This is a genomic window from Geodermatophilus sp. SYSU D00079 (assembly GCF_054050635.1).
Map to the genome: position 1 here is coordinate 104,390 of NZ_JBJGZS010000008.1, position 17,486 is coordinate 121,875.

The window sequence follows — 17,486 nt, forward strand, 5'->3', positions numbered from 1 at the left end:
CACCCGACCGGGACGTCAGGGACCGCGCCGCTCGGCGACCGGCCGGACGTCCCCGTCGTGGCCGTACCGGACGTCGATCCGCAGCTCCCGGGCGTCGAACTCGTGCTGCAGGGCGGACGCCAGGTGCAGCCCCTCGCTCGTCCACGCCGTCCACTCCGCCCGGTCGGCGGTCGCGTGCTCCGGCGGGGGAGGACCCCAGTCCCACCGGGCGGCGTGCTCCTCGTAGCGACGGTTCCAGTCGGCCAGTCGGGCGGCCAGCTCCGCGGGGACGCCGAGGTCCTCCGGGCGCAGGTCCCCGAGCCCGCCGGGGGAGCGGTCCCACAGGACGGCGCCGCCGTGCTCGGCCATGACCAGCACGACGGTGGGGTGCGCCGGTCCGCCCCCGGCGCCCGGTCGGCGTCGTCGCATGCGGTCAGTGTCGCGACCCGCGGACGTGCGCGTCCCGCGCCGCGCGACAATGGGGCCATGAGCGAGCAGAGCGACCAGCGCAGCATCGGCAAGCGGGCCAACGAGCTCAACGCGACCATCCGCTACACGATGTGGTCGGTGTTCCGGCTGGCCCGGCCGCTGGGCGGCCAGGCGCGCTCCGCGGCCGCCGACGAGGTGCAGGCCCTGCTCGACGAGCTGGCCGGCAAGGACGTCGTCGTCCGGGGCGTCTACGACGTCGCGGGCCTGCGCGCCGACGCCGACGTCATGGTGTGGTGGCACGCCGCGACGCCGGAGGCGCTGCAGGAGGCCTACACCCGGCTGCGCCGCACGACGCTCGGCCGGCACCTGGAGCCGGTGTGGTCGCAGATGGCCCTGCACCGCCCGGCGGAGTTCAACCGCAGCCACATCCCGGCGTTCCTCGCCGACGAGGAGCCGCGGCACTACGTGTGCGTCTACCCGTTCGTGCGGTCCTACGAGTGGTACCTGCTGCCCGACGAGGAGCGCCGCGCGATGCTCGCCGAGCACGGGCAGATGGCCCGCGGGTACGCCGACGTCCGCGCCAACACCGTGGCGTCGTTCGCCCTCGGCGACTACGAGTGGATGCTCGCCTTCGAGGCCGACGAGCTGCACCGCATCGTGGACCTCATGCGCGAGCTGCGGGCCTCCGCGGCCCGGCGGCACGTCCGCGAGGAGGTGCCGTTCTACACCGGCGTCCGCAAGGCCGTGGCCGAGCTCGTCAACGACCTGCCCTGAGTGGTGGGGGGGGGGGGGGGGGGGGGGGGCGGGGTCGGCCCGCCCCCCCCCCCCGCCCCCCCCCCCCGCCCCCCCCCCCCCCCCCACCCCCCCCCCCCCCCCCCCCCCCCCCCCCCCCCCCCCCCCCCCCCCCCCCCCCCCCCCCCCCCCCCCCCCCGGGGAGCACCTGACCGTCTGCGAGGCCGACGTCGAGCAGGAGGGCCGGGCCCTGGCCCACGCGGTGGCGACGTTCGCGCTGCTCCAGCACTGACGGTCGCGCTGCCCCAGCACTGACGGCGCCGCCCGCTCCGTGGACACCGCCACGGCGCGACCGGGACACTGCGGCCTCCGGACGACAGCGGAGGTCACGGTGACCCACCCGTTCGACACCAGCGGCATCGAGACCGGCCCCGACGGCGTCCGTCGCTACACCGGCCTGCCGCCCGACGTCCCCAGCCTGCTGCGCCTCGCGGCCGAGCGCCGCCCCGACACCGTCGCGGTCGGCGAGCTCGGCGGCGACCGGCTCACCCACCGGCAACTGTGGGACGCAGCGTGCCGCGTGGCCGGCGGGCTGCGGGCCGCCGGGGTCGCGCCCGGTGACCGGGTGGCCAACCGGCTGCCCAACGGGCTGGACTGGGTGCTGGCGTTCTGGGGGACGCTCCTGGCCGGCGCCGTCGCCGTCCCGGTGAACACCCGGTTCGCCGAGCCCGAGGTGCGCTACGTCGTCGAGGACTCCGGCGCGAGGTACGTGCTCGAGCCGGGCACCCCGCTGCCGGACGGCGACCCGCTCGCGGTGCCGGCCGCGTCCCACGACACCCTCGCCGCGATCTTCTACACGAGCGGGACGACGGGCTTCCCCAAGGGCGCGATGACCTCCCACGGGAACTTCCTGTCCAACGTGGAGACCTGTCTGCGGTGCATGGCGATCGACCGCGAGGAGCCGTTGACGACCCTGGTCTCGGTGCCGCTGTTCCACGTCACCGGCTGCAACTCACAGCTGCTGGTGGCCGCCGCGGTCGCCGGGACGACGGTGGTCATGCCCGCGTTCGAGGTGACCGCGTTCCTGCGGGCCATCGAGGAGGAGCGGGTCACGCACGTGGTCGCCGTGCCCGCGATCTACTGGCTGGCGCTGCAGCAGCCCGGCTTCGCCGACGTCGACACGTCCGCGGTGCGCTCGGTCACCTACGGCGGTGCGCCCATCGCGCCGGACCTCGTGCACCGCATCCAGCAGGCCTTCCCCACCGCCCGCGTGGGCAACGGCTTCGGGCTCACCGAGACCTCGTCGGTGGCGACCTTCCTGCCGCACGAGTACGCCGCCGAGCACGCCGACTCCGTCGGGTTCCCCGCGCCGGTGGTGGAGCTCGACCTGGCCGACGTCGATCCGCGCACCGGCGTCGGCGAGCTGCTCGTCCGCGGTCCCAACGTGGTCAGCGGCTACTGGCGCAAGCCGGAGCAGACCGGCGCGACGTTCGTCGACGGCTGGCTGCACACCGGCGACCTCGCCCGCATCGACGAGCTCGGCCTCACCTACGTCGTGGACCGCGCGAAGGACGTCATCAACCGCGGCGGGGAGAACGTGTACTCCGTCGAGGTGGAGAACGCCCTGGCCGCGCACCCCGCCGTCGGCGAGGTGGCTGTCGTCGGCGTGCCCGACCCGGTGATGGGCGAGAAGGTCGGCGCGGTCGTCGTCCCCCGGCCGGGCGCGGAGCTGTCGGCCGCGGACCTGCTGGTCTTCGCGCGGACGCGGCTGGCCGACTTCAAGATCCCGCAGTTCCTGTGCCTGCGGGCCGACCCGCTCCCGCGGAACCCGGGGGGCAAGGTGCTCAAGCCGCCGCTGCGCCAGCAGTCGGAGTGGCGGCCGGTGTGACCTCCGGGCCTGGTCGGCGCACGGGCCCGGAGTTATCGTCGGCGCGGCCGCCCTGCCCCCTCGGTGAGGACCCGCGATGCCCGTGTTCATGATCGAGCGCCGGTTCGCCGACGTCCTCGAGCTCACCGCCGACCAGGCCGAGGGGGTCAACCGGATCAACGCCGACGAGGGCGTGCGCTGGCTGTACTCCTTCCTCTCGGTGGACAAGCGCAAGACCTACTGCCTGTACGAGGCGCCGTCGGTCGACGCCATCCACCGGGCGGCCCGGCGCGCCGGGCTGCCCGCCGACGTGGTGGTCGAGGTGGGGGCCACGGTGCACCCGGACGGGTCACTGCAGCCCGTCTGAGCCCTCCAGCAGACCGTGCGCGGCGGCGTACATCGCCGCCTGCGTGCGGTTCCCGGCGCCGGTCTTGGCCAGGATGCTGCGGACGTGGTTGGCGACGGTGTTCTCGCTGATCACCAGCCGCGCGGAGATCTCCCGGTTGAGCAGGCCCTCCCCCAGCAGCTTGAGCACCTCGGCCTCGCGTGAGGTCAGCCCTGCGGGACGGGCCGGCCGGGACGCCGCGCGGCGCGCGGGGCTGGGGCCGAAGGTGCGCAGCAGCCGGCCCAGGCCCAGGTCGGTGGCCAGCCGGCGGCCCTCGTCGAGCAGCTCGTCGGCCCGCCGGCCGGGGTGACCGGACCGGCGCAGGTGCGTGCCGAGCGCGACCAGGCTCTGCGCCCGGTGCACCGTCGCCCCCGTGCGGGTGTCCATCTCCAGGGCCGCCTCCAGCAGCGGTCCGGCCGAGCCCGCCCGCAGCGCGGAGTCGATCGTGCCGAGGTACCGGTCGGCGCTGCCGAAGACGGCGACGAACTGGCCGGCCACCAGGTTGGTGCCGGTGTACTCCGCCACCCGCGGCCGCAGCGTGCGCAGCGCCTCGGGATCGTCCAGCCGCAGCGCCGCCTCGACCAGGAAGGCCAGGACGCAGGGGCACTGCGCGGAGTCCTCGTAGCGCTCCAGCCGCCCGTCGAGCAGCCAGCGCACCAGCCGGTGCGCGGCGTCGTCCAGGCCGAGCTCGGTGTAGAGGGCGAGCAGGCCCGGCGCCCAGTGCTCCTCCGGGGCCTCGTCGCCGGTCATCAGCGGGCGCACCGCCTCGAGGGCACCGGTCTCCCGCCGCAGCATGAACGTCTGCACCGCCGAGGAGCCCTCGGTGTCGTCGGTGCCGAAGGACTCCCCCAGTTCGAGCAGCCGCGCGCAGGTCCGCTCCGCGCCGGCGAAGTCCCCCACGACGAACTGCCGGGCGTAGTCGATGCACCCGGCCACGTACTCGAAGTACGGCTCGCCGGTCGCCCGCACCATGCGCAGCACGTCCCGGTGGGCCTCGGCCACGCCCTCCGGGTCGCCCCGCTGGTAGGAGATCGCTGCCCGCCAGTAGCCGGCCGGGCCGAGCGGGCCGAGGTCCCCCATCCGCTGCGCGAGGGCGGTGAGCTCGGTGGCGCGGGCCAGCTTGGCGGGGGCGTCCGCGGGGCGCAGCCCGTTCCAGAGGCTGGCCTCCAGCGTCGCCGCGAGCAGCGCGTCGTCCCCCAGCGCGCGGGCCATCTCGACCGACCGGCGGCCGAGCTCACCGGACGGCTCGACCGCCCCGGTGAACGCCAGCGCGCGGCCCAGGCCGGCCAGCCCGCGGACGTAGAGGGGGTCGGCCGGGTCGTGCGGCACTCCGCGCAGGGCGTCGGTGAGCAGCTCCACCGCCCGCTGGCCGGGCAGCCCGGGACGCCAGGACGCCGCCTCGAAGCCGATCGCCGCCGCCAGCCGGTCGGCAGGGGCGGCGGTGGCGGCGACCTCCTCGCACCGGGCGCGGGCGCGGGCGAAGTCCCCGCCGAGCAGGTGCCCGCGCGCGGCGGCCAGCAGCAGCCGGTGGCGCTGCGCCGGGTCCTCCGACAGCGCGGCCGCCTGCTCGAACCACCGGGCGGCGTCCTCGTGGGCCAGGCTGCGGGTGGCGGCCTCCGCGGCCTCGGTCAGGTAGCGGACGGCCCGGTCGGCGGCGCCGAGGGCCGCGCCCTGGGCGTAGTGGTGGGCCAGCCGCTGGGTGCGCCTGTCCGACGGCGTCCCGGAGGCCTCCAGCACGGCGGCGACGCGGAGGTGCTCGCGGGCGCGGCGGGTGGCCGGCATGAGGTCGAGCACCGCCTGCCGGGCGAGGCTGTGCGGGAACCGGAAGGCCGCACCGGCCGGCTCCAGCAGGCCGAACTCGACCGCGGTGTCCAGCGCCGCGAGGGTGCTGTCGGTGCTCCACGCGGCGACGGCCAGCAGCGTGGCGAGGTCCGGCTCCTCCCCGACGACCGCGGCCAGCTCGAGGGTCTGGCGCTCGGGCACGGTGAGCCGCGCCAGCCGGGCGGCGAGCATGTCGCGGACCGACAGCGGCGCGGAGCCGGCCGGGTCCGGCCGCGCACCGAGGGCGTCGCGCAGCAGCTCGCGGAGGAGGAACGGGTTGCCGCCGGTGCGGTCGCGCAGCTGCACGGCCGCGACGCGGGCCCGGTGCGCCGGCAGCTCGGCCTCGTGCGCCAGGTACTCGGCGACCTCCTCGGTGTCCAGCCCGGCGAGGTCCATCCGCCGGACGCCGTCGAGCCGGTACAGCGAGGCGATGGTGCCGGTCAGCGCGGCGGAACGCTCCGGGGCCGTCGTCCGGTGGGTGGCCAGCACCAGCAGCGGCAGCTCCGCCGTCCGCTCCACGAGGTGGCCGAGCAGCTGCAGCCCCGCGCGTCCGGACCAGTGCACGTCCTCCAGCGCCAGGACCGCCGGGCCGCCGCGGGTCAGCGCGCGGACGGCGTCGACGGCGGCGTCGTAGAGCTCCCGCCGGGTGTCGGGCTCGGGGCTGTCGTCCTCCGCGGCCCGGCCCACGAGCCGGGCCAGCGCCTCCCGTGCCGGGCCGGGCTCGGTGGCCGGCAGCAGGGCCTCGATCGGCTCGACGAAGGGCTGGTAGGGCGGGCCGAGCTCGGCGGCGCACGTGCCCAGCAGCACCGTGGCACCCCGCTCGTGCAGGTGCGCCGAGAACTCGGCCAGCAGGCGGGACTTCCCCGCACCCGGCTCCCCGCCGAGGAAGACCACCTGGCGCGCACCGCCGCTGGCCGCCGTCCAGAGCGCCTCGAGGCAGGCGAGCTCGCTCCGGCGGCCGACGAACCGCGGGGCCGCGGCCCGGGTCCAGCGCGACGGGAGGGGTGGCGGCGTCCAGCCGGACACGCCCGGACGCTAGCCCCGCCCCCCGGGGCTGTCGATGGTCAGAAGTGACCACGGCGACCGGGACGGCGATTCGCGCACATCTGGTCATGTGCCGACCCCGGTGCCCTCCCTAGCGTCGTCGTCGTCGATCGACCGCGGCACCGAGGAGGGGCCATGACGACACAACTGCCCGGGACGCTCGCCGACCGCGTGCGGGGCCAGGTGATCCGTCCGGGGGACGACGGCTACGAGGAGGCCCGCCGGGTCTACAACGGCATGATCGACGCGCACCCCGACCTCGTCGTCCGGTGCCTCGGGACCGACGACGTCGCGGCCGTGGTGCGGTACGCGGCGGAGGACGGCCGGGACCTCGCCGTGCGCGGCGGCGGGCACAGCGTGCCCGGCTTCGGCACCGCCGACGGCGCCGTGGTCGCCGACCTGTCGCTGCTGCAGGCGGTGGACGTCGACCCCGGCGCGCGGACGGCGTCGGCCGGCGGGGGGACGACGTGGGGCCGGTTCAACGACGCGACCGCGGCCTCGGGGCTGGCCACGACGGGCGGGATCGTCTCGACCACCGGGATCGGCGGCCTGACCCTCGGCGGCGGCATCGGCTACCTGTGCCGTGGTTACGGCCTGTCCTGCGACAACCTGCTGTCGGCGGAGGTGGTCCTGGCCGACGGCACGGTGGTCACCGCGGACGAGGAGCAGCACGCCGACCTCTTCTGGGCCCTGCGTGGCGGCGGCGGCAACTTCGGCGTCGTCACCCGGTTCACCTACCGCGTCCACCCGGTGGACACCGTCCTCGGCGGCCCGATGTTCTTCGAGCTCTCCGACGCCGCGGCCGTCTTCGCCTTCTTCCGCGACTTCATCCGGGACGCGCCGCGCGAGTACGGCGGCTACCCGGCGTTCCACCAGGCCCCGCCGCTGCCGTTCATCCCCGAGGACCGGGTGGGCGAGTCCTTCGCCGCCGTGGTGTCGTGCTGGACGGGGTCCCCGGACGAGGGCGAGCGGGTCCTCGACCGGTTCCGGCAGGTCGCCCGGCCGATGGCCGAGCACGTCGGCCCGATGCCCTACCCCGCCCTCAACGCGCTGTTCGACCCCCTGCTCCCGCCGGGTCTGCAGAACTACTGGAAGGCGGCGTTCGTCACCGAGCTCACCGACGCGGCGATCGCCGCCCACGTCGAGTTCGGCTCGCGCATCCCGTCGGCCAGTTCGGGGATGCACCTGTACCCGATCAACGGCGCGGTCCACGACCTCGGCCCGGACGCGACGGCCTTCGGCCACCGGGAGGCCACCTTCGCCGCCAACATCGCCGGGTTCTGGCCCGACCCGGCCGACAACGCGGCGAACACCCAGTGGGTGCGGGACTACTACGCCGCCATCGCGCCGCACTCCGATGCCGGCGGGTACGTCAACTTCGCCTCGGGCGACGACCACGCCAAGGTGCCGGAGAACTACGGCGCGAACTACGAGCGGTTGCGGGCGGTCAAGCGCACCTACGATCCGGGCAACCTGTTCCACCTCAACCAGAACGTCCGGCCCTGAGCCGGTCCGGGACGAGGAGAGGGGTAGGACCATGCAGGCCATCGACAGGACCGCACTGCCCGTGCAGATCGAGGGCGACGGCGTCGACTTCCGCGCCGCCCGGTTCGGGAGCATGAGCGTCGCCTGGGTCCGCCTGCCGGCCGGGACCGACCTGCGGCCCGCCCTCGTCGGCCTCCCGGACGACCTGTGCCCGTGCCCGCACTGGGGGTACCTGATCAGCGGGCGGCTGGTGATGCACGGCAAGGACGGCGACACGACCTACGAGGCGGGCCAGGCGTTCTACTGGGCCACCGGGCACGCGCCCGAGGCGCTGACCGACTGCGAGTACGTCGACTTCTCGCCGTCGGACGAGCTGGAGGCCGTGGTCCGGCACATCCAGGCCGGCTGACCGCGGCGCCCCCGGGCCGGACGGCCGGCTCCGTCCGGCCCGGGGATGCCGGGAATGCGGTCCCGGGAGCCGGGTGTTCCCGGTCACATGGCCACCGCGAGCTGGAACGGGACCGTCATCGCCGAGTCCGACGACATCGTCGTCGTGGAGGGCAACGCCTACTTCCCGCGGGAGGCGGTGCGCGAGGACCTCCTGCGACCGTCGGAGACGACCACCCACTGCCCGTGGAAGGGGACGGCGTCCTACCACTCCCTGGAGGTCGACGGGCAGGTCAACCGCGACGCGGTGTGGTTCTACCCCGAGCCGAAGGAGGCCGCGCGCGAGATCACCGGCCGGGTCGCGTTCTGGCGTGGTGTCGAGGTGCGCTGACCGGTCAGCGGCCGGGCCGCGCGCCGGCGAGCTCGCGGGCGGCGGCCGCGGCGTCGGGCTCCAGCAGGCGGGCGCTCTCCTGGCGTTCGATGAGCCGGTGGTAGGTGGTCCAGGCCTCCTCCGGGGAGACGTCGACGGCGGCGGCGATCTGCTCCCAGGTGGCGCCGCCCCGCAGGGCGGCGCGGAACCCGACCAGCTGGCTGTCGCGCGCCTTGCGGGCGACGACCTCCCCGAGGGCGAGCAGCTCCAGGGACTCCGGCACGTCCAGCGACGTGGTCGCCTCCTTGAAGGAGCTCCAGTCGTCCTCGTCCACCTCGGCGACGGTGTTGAGGGTGGTCGCTCCGCTGTCCCGACGGCTCAGGAAGTCCAGTCGGGTGACGGCCGTCGACAGGGAGAACTCCTGCTCGAGGGCGTCGGGTGTGATGCTCATGGGACATCCCATCCCCGGCCCCGTCGGCGGGTCAAACCCCCTGCGATCCTCATCACCCGGACGTGACCGGGCGCCTGCGCGTGGTGATCCGCGGCACCCCGGACGTGCGGAGGGCCCGCACCCGGCACGCGGGTACGGGCCCTCCGGGCGCGCGGGGTCAGCTGTCGACGCCCACGGCCTCCTTGGCGAGGTCGGCCAGGCGGGTCTGGGTGGCGCTGACCACGCTCGACCGGTTCTTGTGGGTCTCCTCGTAGCGGATCACCACGTTGACGTCGTGCGCGGTGCGCAGCTGCTTGACGGCCTTGACCGCGTCCTGGGTGGACAGCGAGTCGTAGCCCTTGATGGGCAGCTCGTCGGCGGTGACGTCGCCGAGCTCCTCGCGGGCGGCCTTGGCGGCGTCGGCGGTCTCGCGGTCACCCTCGCGGCGGGCGATCCGCTCGGCCCGGCGCAGGGCGGCGCTGCGGCCGACGGTGAGCGTCTCGCGCACCGCGTCGGTGAAGGAGCTGGCCTTGCCGGCGACCTGGCCGAGCTTCTCCCCGGCCTCCTCGCGGCGCTGCTGGGCGGTGTCCAGCGCCTCGTTCACCACGTTGGCGGCGAACCGGACGGGGGCGTTGGCCACCCGGACGGCACTGCCGGCCACCCGCTGGAACGGCGTCGGCCGCAGCGCGGCCGGGCCACCCAGGGCCTCCTCGGCCAGCACGACGGTCAGCCACTCGACGGTGGCGGAGTGGGCGGTGACCAGACGCTCGGCGAGCGCCTTCACCCGGGGCAGCTCCGCCTTCTCGGCGAGCACCTTGAGGTGGGTGGCGCGGTCGAGCAGCTGGTGCTCCAGCTGCAGGTCCTGCAGCAGCGCCTCCTCGATCGGCTCGGCCTGCTCGAAGGTGGCCTTGAGGACGGCGGCCAGCCGCCCGACGGCGGGGGTGACGACGTCGGGGACCCCACCGAGCGCGCGCAGCTGCTCGGTGATCGCCGTGGTGCGGTCGGCGGCGTTGTCGGCGTTCTGGGTCAGCTCGCGGCGGACCGCGTCGGTACGCGCCTGGGACACGCGGGTGCGCGCGACCTGCTCCTCGGTCTGCGTGAGCAGGAGGAGGGCGCGGAGCTGGTTGACGATCTTGGCCGTGTCGGCCGTGCGGATGGTGTCGGTCATGGGGAGGACTCCAGACATCGGGGATGACCTGACGTCGATGGGGTGCCCCGCGGCCGGCGTCCGCTAACTCCTGCAAGCAGATTGCTAGCAGTGAGGCCGGTCACACCGGCCTGCCCACAGGACCGGACGCCGTCGGCCGGCCCTGCGCGCAGCGCTCCTCAGCGCGCCGGGACGGCGGGCTTGGAGGGGCGCTCGAGCCGCAGCACCGGCTGGGTCAGCTCGTCGGCCAGCGGGGACCGCGGGCGGGGAGCCGGGGCGGACGGTGCGACGGCCCGGCCGCACCCGACGCAGAACCGGCCGCGCTGCTCGGCTGCACCGCACTGAGTGCACGCCATGGGGTGCCTCCTCGATCTCGGAAGTCCCGTCGACTTCGCTCGCTGCGCACTGTCTCAGGCCGAACGCCCCGGTCAGCGCGTCGCGGGATGGGTGGGACGACACGTCACCGGACCGTCATGGAAGCGCCATCCGCTGTGGCCGCTGGTGCTCGTCGGAGTCGACCTGCACCTGCCGCCGATCGCCACCTAGCCGGACAGCCGCTCCAGCAGCCGGTCGAGGAACGCGACCTGGGCCGCGACGAGCTTGCCGCGCGCCTGGTCGACCGTCAGCCACGCCGCCCGGTCGATCTCGGGGAACTCCTGGACTCGCCCGGACCGCGGCGGCCACTTCAGCTCGAAGGTGTTGCTGGTGCAGGCGGCGGCGTCCAGGTCGCCCTCGACCGCCCAGACGGTCAGCCGCTTGCCGCCGGACTGGCGCACCTCGCCGAGGGGCACCAGCTCGCCGGCGGGCACCGGGGAGCCGAGCTCCTCGTGGAACTCCCGGCGGGCGACGGCGAGGGGGTCCTCGCCGTCGCCGTACTCCCCCTTGGGGATCGACCAGGCGCGGTCGTCCTTCCTCGCCCAGAACGGCCCGCCCATGTGCCCGGCCAGCACCTCGACGCCGCCGGGCCGCCGCCGGTAGAGGAGCACGCCCGCGCTCGTCCTCGGCACGCGACCACCTCCCGAGGGGCCATTGTGGCCACAAAGGCCCTCAGACGCGGAGGCCCTCAGACACGGAGGCCCTCAGAGGTGGGCCAGCGCCTCGGGCAGGTCGACCACGTCGGCGTACTTGGCGTCGAGGTCGGCCAGGTTGTTGTCGTGCAGCTCGGGGCTGCGGTCGGCGCAGGCCTGCCGGACCACCTGCGGACGGAACCCGGAGTTGAGGGCGTCCATCGCGGTGGCCCGCACGCAGCCCGACGTCGAGACCCCGGCCACGACCAGGGTGTCGACGCCGAGGCCGGCGAGGGTGGGCGCCAGCGCGGTGCCGAAGAACGCCGAGGCGTACTGCTTGACCACCACCGGCTCCCCGGGCGCCGGGGCCAGGGTCAGCTGGCCCCACTCCCCCGGCGCGTCCTCGGCGAAGGCGGCCAACGCCGGCACCTTGCGCACGAACAGCCCGCCGTCGGCCAGCCCGCGGGTGTAGCGGACCGCCGTCCAGAGCACGGGGGCACCGCCGGCGCGGGCGGCGTCGACGAGGGCGGCCGTCGCCGCCACCGCCGGCCCGGGGTCGGGCAGCGCGAACGGCCCGCCCGGCTCGGTGTAGGCCCGGCACAGGTCGATGACCAGCACCGCGGGGCGGCGCCCCCAGCCGACCCGGCCGGAGAACGCCGACCCGTGCGGCCCCGGTGCCGGCTCGGGCACCGTCACCCCGCCGCCCACACCGGGCGCCGCGGCGCGGGCAGCCCGGTCTCCTCCTCGCAGCGGGCCAGCAGCTCCTCGATCGGCGGCCCCATGCCGAACACCGGCAGCTCGGCCGGGCGGTCGGCGCGCATCTGGTCGCGCAGCGTCTCGGTCGCGGCTGCGTCCACCTCGCCGCCGTCGCACACCACGACGCCGTAGCGCCGGGCACCGTCGGCGGTGACCAGACCCCGGCGCACCTCCAGCGCCACCAGCTCCGGGTCCCGCTCCAGCGGGTCGCCCCAGCCACCGCCGCCCCAGGTGACGAAGTGCAGCACGTCGCCCGGTGCCACCGGGACGTCGTGGCACTTGCTCGGGAGCACCTGGCGGGTGCCGTCGGCGCGGTCGAGCCACTTGGTGCCGCGCGCGCCGGGCTGCCCGCCGTTGACGCCCCAGGGGTACGTCAGCCACCGGTCGTCGTGGATGGCGATCGTGCCCGGCTCGTCGAAGCGGTAGGCGACGTCGACCCCGTTGCCACCGCGGTGCAGGCCGGCGCCGCCGGTGTCGGCGACGGTCTCCCACCGCTCGATGCGCAGCGGGTAGTAGGACTCGAGGTACTCGCACGGGATGTTGGTGAAGCTCGGCCACAGCGAGTGCCCGTCGGGCCCGTCTCCGAGCGGCCGGCCGGGGATGCCGCCGAAGCCGATCGAGTACAGCTGGAACCACTCCCCCTTGCGCTCGCCCCCGGAGTAGTAGCCGGAGTACATGAAGTGCGGCGAGGAGGAGAAGCCGGCGGCGTTGAGCAGCGCCGGGTTGGTCTGCCCGAGCAGCCCGCCGAACAGGTCGAAGACCCGGCCGATGCCGTGGTTGCGGCCGTTGAGCGACGCCGGGTGCCTCGGCTTCCAGTAGGAGCCGTCGGGGATGGTCACGTCGACCAGCGGGTAGAAGCCGTCGTTCCAGAGGATCTGCGGGTCGGCGACGGTGATCATGTAGATCCCGAAGAACATCCGCGTCAGGTTCTCGTTGATGTAGTAGTTGATCGGCCCGGCCGCCTGGGGTGAGGAGCCGGTGAAGTCCAGGTGCACCTTCTCCCCGGTGCGGGTCAGCGACAGCTTCAGCTCGTACGGGCCGAAGCCGACGCCGTCGTCGCAGATGTAGTCGGTGAACGACAGCGTGCGGCCCTCCTCGAACACCGTCTGCAGCAGCACCTTCATCGCGTCGTGGTTGCGCTGCAGCAGGGCGTCGAGCGCCGAGAGGTAGGTCGCCGTGCCGAACCGCTCGCACATCTCCACCACCCGGCGGGCGGCGGTGCGGCAGGCGGCGACCAGGCCGTTGAGGTCGGCGCGGTTCCAGTCGGGCTTGCGCACCTGGTTGAGGATGATCCGCAGCGCGTCGTCGTTGAGCTCGCCCTTGCGGTAGAGCTTGAAGGGCGGGATGACCACGCCCTCCTCGTAGATGGTGTGCGCGTCGGTGGGCATCGAGCACGGTGTCTTGCCGCCGACGTCGGACATGTGCCCGAACATCGACGCCCAGCCCACGACCCGGCCCTCGTGGAAGACCGGGACGACGACCAACCAGTCGTTGGCGTGGCTGATGGCCGCACCGCAGGAGTACGGGTCGCTGGTGAGCAGGACGTCGCCCTCCTCGACGGTGTCGTCGAAGCCGGCGAGGAAGTCGGGGACCGAGAGGCCGAACTGGCCCACGACCATCTTGCCGCTGGGGTCGGCGATCAGCGGGAACTCGTCGTGCTGCTCGCGGATGCCCGGTGACAGGGCGGTGCGGAAGAGCACCTCGTCCATCTCGTAGCGGGCGTTGCGCAGCCCGTTCTCGATGAGGTCCAGGGTGACCGGGTCGACGTCGACGGGGTCGACCGTGCCGGTCGCGGTCTCGATGATCCGTGCCATGTCTCAGCCCTCCAGCGGGGTGATCAGCAGGCTGCCCGAGGGGTGCACGGTGGCCGCGTGCCCGGGCAGGACGAGGGTGGTGGAGTCCATCTCGGTGACGATCGCCGGACCCCGCACCACGTCACCGGCGCGCAGCCGCGCCCGGTCGTAGACGCCGGCGGGCACGTACTCGCCGCCGACGTGGATGCGGTGGTCCTGCACCAGCGCGCCGGCCGGGTCCCCGTCGCCCTCGGGCAGCACGACCGGGGCGACGTCGGGCCGCGGGCCGGTGACCGTGGCGCGGGCGTTCACCAGCTCGTGGTCGACGTGCAGCAGGAACGAGAACAGCCGATCGTGCTCGGCGTCGAAGGTCTGCCCCAGCCGCGCCAGGGCCGCGTCAGCGTCGTCGAGCCAGGCGGGGTCCACGTCGACCGGGATCTCGAAGCCCTGCCCGTGGTAGCGGACGTCGACCTGGTAGCTGACCGTCTGCTCCTCGGTCGGCACGCCCTGCGCGGCCAGCCGCCGGCCGGCGTCGTCGGCGAGCTCGCGCAGCACCGTGACCAGGTCCCCGCCGGAGAGCTCGGCGAAGCGGCGCAGCACGGTGCGGGCGGACTCGTCGCGCCGGCTGGTGGTGGCGTCACCGAGTGCGCACAGCAGGCCCGGCCCCGGCGGGATGATGACCGGCCAGGCGCCGGTGAGCCGGCCCATGGCGTTGGCGTGCAGCGGGCCGGCGCCGCCGAAGGCGACGAGGGAGAAGTCGCGCGGGTCGAAGCCCTGCTGCACCGAGACCAGCCGGACGCCGCCGAGCATGTTCTCGTTGACGATGTCGATGATCCCGGCCGCGGCGGCCTCGACCGAGTCCAGGCCCATGGCCTCGGCGACCTTGCTGATCGCCGCGCGGGAGGCCTCGACGTCGAGGGTGATCTCGCCGCCGGCCAGCGTGGTGGGCAGGTAGCCGAGGACGACGTTGGCGTCGGTGACAGTCGGCTCCACCCCGCCCTTGCCGTAGGCCGCCGGGCCCGGGTCGGCCCCGGCGGACTGCGGGCCGACCCGCAGCGCGCGGGTCAGCTCGGGGACGTGGGCGATGGAGCCGCCCCCGGCCCCGACGGTGCGGACGTCGACGCTGGAGGCGCGCACGGCGAGGTCGCCGACCTTGGTCTCCCGGCCGATCTTCGGGTCGAGGTCGCGGACCAGCCCGACGTCGGTCGAGGTGCCGCCCATGTCGAAGGTGATCAGGTCGCGGTGCCCGGACTGCTCGGCGACCCAGACCGCGCCGGTCACCCCACCGGCCGGGCCGGACAGCAGCAGGGTGACCGGGGAGTCGATGGCCGCGCCGGCCGAGGAGAGACCGCCGTCGCTGCGCAGGATGGCCAGCTCGCCGGCGACCCCGCCCTCGCGCAGCTGCTCGGACAGCGTCGTCACGTACCTCTTCACCTGCGGCTGCACGTAGCCGTTGGCCACGGTGGTCAGCGTGCGCTCGTACTCCCGCAGCTCGGGCAGGACGTCGGAGGACAGCGACACCGGGACGCCGGGCAGCACCTCGGCGGCGATCTCGGCGATCCGCCGCTCGTGGGCGGGGTCGGCGAAGGAGTTGATGAGGGAGACCGCCAGCGCCTGGATGTCCCGCCCGGAGAGCCGCTGCAGCTGCGCGCGGACGTCGTCCTCGTCCAGCGGGCGGACCACCGACCCGTCGCTGGCGATCCGCTCGTCGACCTCGACGGTGTCCTCCAGCGCCGCGAGCGGCTCCGGCTTGGGCCAGATGATCCAGCCGGCCAGCCCGCCGGGGACGTAGGAGCGGGCGATCTGGAGCACCTGACGGAAGCCCCGGGTGGTGACCAGGCCGACGGTCGCGCCCTTGCCCTCGAGGATCGCGTTCGTCGCGACCGTGGTGCCGTGCAGCACCTGTGCGACCTCCGAGAGGTCGATGCCCGCCTCGCCGCAGGCCTTGGCGATGCCGTGGAGGACGCCGACGGACTGGTCGGCCGGTGTGGAGGCGGTCTTGGCCCGCCACGTGCGGCCGCTGCCCTCCTCGACCAGCAGGACGTCGGTGAACGTGCCGCCGACGTCGACTCCGAGCCGGTAGCTCATGGGGTCTCCTTCTCTCGGGGGTGCTCGGTCTGCTCCGTGCTGGGGGCGCGGTGCTCCGCGCGGGTCCGGCTCCCGGGCACCGGTGGCGCCAGGTCGAGGACGTCGGCCGCCGCCGCCCGGACCATGACGGCGCGGGCGTTGCGGATGTGCGCGGTCATCACCGCGCGCGCCCACTCGGCGTCGCCGGCGCGCAGCGCGGCCACGATCTCCACGTGGTGGGCCAGGCTGCGGCGCAGCGAGGCCTCGTCGTAGGCGTGGAAGTTGCGGACCACGATCGGCGGGTGGACGACGCCGGCCAGCGCCGCGGCCAGCGCGGGGTGCCCGGCCAGGGCCACCAGCCGGTCGTGGAAGGTGCGGTTGAGCGGCACCAGCGCGTCGAGGTCCTGCTGCGGGCCGGGGGCGCCGATGCGCTGCATCTCGTGCGCCACCTCCTCGAGCTCCTCGGCGTCGGCGGCGGTGGCCTGTGGGACGGCGAGCGCGGTCAGCTGGGGCTCCAGCAGCGCGCGCAACTCGAAGACGCCCTCGAGCTCGTCGACGGTCCAGGTCGCCACCCGGGCCCCGCGGTTGGGCACCAGCTGGACCAGGCCCTCGGCGGCCAGCCGCGACAGCGCCTCGCGCACCGGGGTGCGGCTGACCCCCAGCCGCTCGGCCAGCTCGACCTCGCCGAGGCGCGCACCGGCGGGCAGCTCACCGCGCAGGATCACCTCGCGCAGCGTGTCCAGGGCCCGTTCGGCCGAGGTCAGCGCCCGTGTCATGGCTCACACCCCTTCGAGATTGCATGCAACGTAGGGCCGAGGGCTTCCCAGGAGCAATCCCTGCTGCGTAAATTCCGGATGACTGCATACAAGAGGGGGCCGTCGTGGGAGACCTGCTGGGAAGTCGCCGTCCGTCGCCACGGGCCCGGCTGCGGGAGCTGCTGGCCGCGCCGGAGCCGCTGCTCGCGCCGGGCGCCTACGACGCGCTGTCGGCCCGCCTGGTCGAGCAGGCCGGGTTCGACGTCGTCTACATGACCGGGTTCGGGACGACGGCCTCGCTCATCGGCCGCCCCGACGTGGGCCTGCTGACCGGTGCGGAGATGGTCGACAACGCCCGCCGGATCACCGCCGCGGTCGACGTCCCCGTGATCGCCGACGCCGACACCGGCTACGGCAACGCCATCAACGTCGTCCGCACGGTGCAGCTGTACGAGCAGGCCGGGGTGGCGGGCATCCAGCTCGAGGACCAGGTGATGCCCAAGAAGTGCGGGCACATGAGCGGCAAGGCGCTGATCGGCGCCGACGAGATGGTGGGCAAGCTGCGCGCGGCCGTCGAGGCCCGCCGCGACCCGGACCTCGTGCTCATCGCCCGTACCGACGCGGTGGCCACCCACGGCATCGACGAGGCGATCACCCGGGCCCGCGCCTTCGCCGAGGCCGGCGCCGACGTGCTGTTCGTCGAGGCGCCCACCTCGGAGGCCGACATCGAGCGGGTCGCCACCGAGCTGGAGGGGGTGGCGCCGCTGGTGTTCAACTGGGCCGAGGGCGGCCGCACCCCCCCGCTGTCCCTGGAGCGGATGACCGAGCTCGGCTTCGCCCTGGTCATCTACCCGATCGGCACGCTGCTGGCCGCGACGGCGGGCATCCGCTCGGTGCTCGCGTCGCTCAAGGCCGACGGCGTCCCGTCGCTGGCCGAGCTGCCCGCGTTCGGCGAGTTCACCGACCTGATCGGGCTGCCCGAGGTCCAGCAGCTGGAGCAGCGCTTCTCCGGGAGCTGAGCTGCGGTGTCGG

17 protein-coding genes are annotated in these 17,486 nt (G+C 74.7%); 7 read left to right on the forward strand and 10 right to left on the reverse strand.

What is annotated here, in order from left to right:
- Positions 1 to 15: 15 nt before the first annotated feature.
- The gene (locus tag ACI79E_RS09480) at positions 16 to 408 is read right to left on the reverse strand and encodes a hypothetical protein (RefSeq protein ID WP_456932277.1); all 393 of its coding nucleotides are present in this window, start codon (positions 406 to 408) and stop codon (positions 16 to 18) included.
- Between the two features lie 57 nt (positions 409 to 465).
- Here ACI79E_RS09480 and hemQ point away from each other — a divergent pair, with 57 nt between their 5' ends.
- From hemQ to ACI79E_RS09495, 3 genes are all read left to right on the forward strand, one after another.
- A complete protein-coding gene (hemQ, locus tag ACI79E_RS09485) occupies positions 466 to 1,182 on the forward strand; it encodes a hydrogen peroxide-dependent heme synthase (RefSeq protein ID WP_456932278.1) in 717 nt (238 codons plus the stop codon).
- 349 nt (positions 1,183 to 1,531) lie between these two features.
- Positions 1,532 to 3,028 (forward strand): class I adenylate-forming enzyme family protein, encoded by a 1,497-nt coding sequence (locus ACI79E_RS09490; RefSeq protein ID WP_456932279.1) that lies wholly within the window; start codon positions 1,532 to 1,534, stop codon positions 3,026 to 3,028.
- Between the two features lie 76 nt (positions 3,029 to 3,104).
- On the forward strand, positions 3,105 to 3,374 hold the full coding sequence (locus ACI79E_RS09495) for a DUF4242 domain-containing protein (RefSeq protein ID WP_456932280.1): 270 nt from the start codon (positions 3,105 to 3,107) through the stop codon (positions 3,372 to 3,374).
- Here the strand turns inward: ACI79E_RS09495 and ACI79E_RS09500 are convergent.
- Positions 3,357 to 6,239 carry a helix-turn-helix transcriptional regulator gene (locus ACI79E_RS09500; protein ID WP_456932281.1) on the reverse strand — a complete coding sequence of 961 codons (2,883 nt, stop codon included), beginning with the start codon at positions 6,237 to 6,239 and terminating at the stop codon, positions 3,357 to 3,359. The two genes, ACI79E_RS09495 and ACI79E_RS09500, sit on opposite strands and share 18 nt — an antisense overlap.
- Positions 6,240 to 6,392: 153 nt before the next feature.
- On the opposite strand from ACI79E_RS09500, the gene ACI79E_RS09505 reads away from it, so the two are divergent.
- The 3 genes from ACI79E_RS09505 (at position 6,393) to ACI79E_RS09515 (ending at position 8,520) form a co-directional block, all read left to right on the forward strand.
- Entirely contained in the window at positions 6,393 to 7,763 is a 1,371-nt protein-coding gene (locus tag ACI79E_RS09505; RefSeq protein WP_456932282.1) for an FAD-binding oxidoreductase, read from the forward strand.
- Between the two features lie 31 nt (positions 7,764 to 7,794).
- Positions 7,795 to 8,151, forward strand: a complete 357-nt coding sequence (locus ACI79E_RS09510) for a hypothetical protein (RefSeq protein WP_456932283.1) — start codon at positions 7,795 to 7,797, stop codon at positions 8,149 to 8,151.
- Between the two features lie 87 nt (positions 8,152 to 8,238).
- Positions 8,239 to 8,520: a DUF427 domain-containing protein gene (locus ACI79E_RS09515; RefSeq protein ID WP_456932284.1), complete on the forward strand. Its 282-nt coding sequence runs from the start codon at positions 8,239 to 8,241 to the stop codon at positions 8,518 to 8,520.
- Between the two features lie 4 nt (positions 8,521 to 8,524).
- On the opposite strand, the gene ACI79E_RS09520 is transcribed toward ACI79E_RS09515, so the two are convergent.
- The 8 genes from ACI79E_RS09520 to ACI79E_RS09555 form a co-directional block, all read right to left on the reverse strand.
- Positions 8,525 to 8,950, reverse strand: a complete 426-nt coding sequence (locus ACI79E_RS09520) for a hypothetical protein (protein ID WP_456932285.1) — start codon at positions 8,948 to 8,950, stop codon at positions 8,525 to 8,527.
- 157 nt (positions 8,951 to 9,107) lie between these two features.
- Positions 9,108 to 10,097, reverse strand: coding sequence for a ferritin-like domain-containing protein (locus ACI79E_RS09525; RefSeq protein WP_456932286.1), 990 nt, complete (start codon positions 10,095 to 10,097; stop codon positions 9,108 to 9,110).
- Between the two features lie 158 nt (positions 10,098 to 10,255).
- On the reverse strand, positions 10,256 to 10,432 hold the full coding sequence (locus ACI79E_RS09530; protein ID WP_456932287.1) for a hypothetical protein: 177 nt from the start codon (positions 10,430 to 10,432) through the stop codon (positions 10,256 to 10,258).
- A gap of 186 nt (positions 10,433 to 10,618) precedes the next feature.
- Complete coding sequence (locus tag ACI79E_RS09535) at positions 10,619 to 11,083, reverse strand: NUDIX domain-containing protein (RefSeq protein ID WP_456932288.1); 465 nt, start codon at positions 11,081 to 11,083, stop codon at positions 10,619 to 10,621.
- Between the two features lie 72 nt (positions 11,084 to 11,155).
- Entirely contained in the window at positions 11,156 to 11,773 is a 618-nt protein-coding gene (locus tag ACI79E_RS09540; RefSeq protein ID WP_456932289.1) for an isochorismatase family protein, read from the reverse strand.
- A 2-nt stretch (positions 11,774 to 11,775) separates the two neighbouring features.
- Positions 11,776 to 13,653, reverse strand: coding sequence for a hydantoinase B/oxoprolinase family protein (locus ACI79E_RS09545; protein WP_456932290.1), 1,878 nt, complete (start codon positions 13,651 to 13,653; stop codon positions 11,776 to 11,778).
- Positions 13,654 to 13,656: 3 nt separating this feature from the next.
- Positions 13,657 to 15,720: a hydantoinase/oxoprolinase family protein gene (locus ACI79E_RS09550; RefSeq protein ID WP_456932291.1), complete on the reverse strand. Its 2,064-nt coding sequence runs from the start codon at positions 15,718 to 15,720 to the stop codon at positions 13,657 to 13,659.
- Entirely contained in the window at positions 15,717 to 16,475 is a 759-nt protein-coding gene (locus ACI79E_RS09555) for a GntR family transcriptional regulator (protein WP_456932292.1), read from the reverse strand. The genes ACI79E_RS09550 and ACI79E_RS09555 overlap by 4 nt, the downstream gene beginning before the upstream one ends.
- A 104-nt stretch (positions 16,476 to 16,579) precedes the next feature.
- Between ACI79E_RS09555 and ACI79E_RS09560 the strand changes: the two genes are divergently transcribed.
- Positions 16,580 to 17,473 (forward strand): isocitrate lyase/PEP mutase family protein, encoded by an 894-nt coding sequence (locus tag ACI79E_RS09560; protein WP_456932293.1) that lies wholly within the window; start codon positions 16,580 to 16,582, stop codon positions 17,471 to 17,473.
- The last annotated feature ends 13 nt before the right edge of the window (positions 17,474 to 17,486 follow it).